This is a genomic window from Acinetobacter sp. 228, from assembly GCF_048147885.1.
The window spans coordinates 1-1,192 of sequence record NZ_JAYWYV010000407.1 but is presented as its reverse complement, the minus strand read 5'-3'; the positions used below and the strand labels follow the sequence as shown (position 1 = coordinate 1,192).

1 protein-coding gene is annotated in these 1,192 nt (G+C 40.5%); it reads left to right on the top strand.

Annotation, left to right across the window (positions count from 1 at the left end):
* Positions 1-176: 176 nt before the first annotated feature.
* On the top strand, positions 177-1,172 hold the full coding sequence (locus VXQ92_RS19420) for an IS4 family transposase (RefSeq protein WP_313493804.1): 996 nt from the start codon (positions 177-179) through the stop codon (positions 1,170-1,172).
* Positions 1,173-1,192 lie beyond the last annotated feature (20 nt).

The following is a 1,192-nucleotide window of genomic DNA, read 5'->3' as shown; positions in this document are numbered from 1 at the left end:
CTCTGCACACGACAAAAAAAACAAAAAAGTCTGTTAAAGCAAAGGCATAATAGTAATTTTTAAGACGAATCAGACCATGCCAAACTTTAACAGACTTAGTGAAACTTTAACCCAAAACCTGAGCATGAACAAGGCAAGAATCAATTGTTTGAGCCTAATGATAATAGCCCTGATTACTGCTCAAAGCAGTAATCTTAAAAAAAATAGCAAGACACCTTCCTAAGGGTGGCAAGACCGACAGTCACTATCGCAGACTACAGCGATTTTTTGCCGAAGCGAGGATAGACTACGATCAACTGGCTTTAATGATATATCGACTATTTGGGCTAGGCAAAGTCACCTTAACCATTGACCGCACCAACTGGAAATGGGGTAAAAGTAACCTCAACATCTTTATGCTAGGGGTGGTATATAAAGGGATAGCCATCCCCTTATACTGGCAAATGCTAGATAAGCGAGGTAATACAAACCATCTTGAACGCTGTGAACTTATTGAGCGGTTTATCAAACAATTTGGCAAAGATAACCTTGAGATGATAGTAGCAGACAGAGAGTTTGTTGGCGAAAAATGGTTTAACTGGCTCACCAATAATCACATACCCTTTGCCATACGGATTAAGAAGAACAGTAAAGTTAAGAATCATCATGGCAAGTTGGTACAGATTAAAGAGTTATTACGCCATGTTAGCCATCAAGAAACATATCGACATGGACGAATACTGACTGTCGATGGTTGTTTGGTCCGAGTATTTGCCAAGCGTGATAAAGACTATGGTTTAGTGATTGTGGCCACCAATCAACTAGAAACAGTGGATGCGATGACAAGCTATGCTAAGCGTTGGGAGATTGAGACTTTATTTGCTTGTCTAAAGGGCCGTGGCTTTAATCTTGAAGATACCCACTTAACCCATCTTGAACGGGTCAGTAAATTAGTCGCAGTGAACGCCTTAGCATTTTGTTGGGCTTATCATGTCGGTATTTATAAAGACAAAGATAAGCCGTTAAAGCGCAAGTTAAAGTCAAACGCTCGACCTCAAGCCAGTTTGTTTGCGCTTGGCCTGGATGTGTTGATTGAGGGCCTTCACTTGGTGTTCTTTAACAATGATAAGACTGTATTTCGACAGTTAGTTAGCTTTTTAACCCCTAAACCTATGAAAATCGGGTGGGGATGATTTTTTTGTCGTGTGCAGAG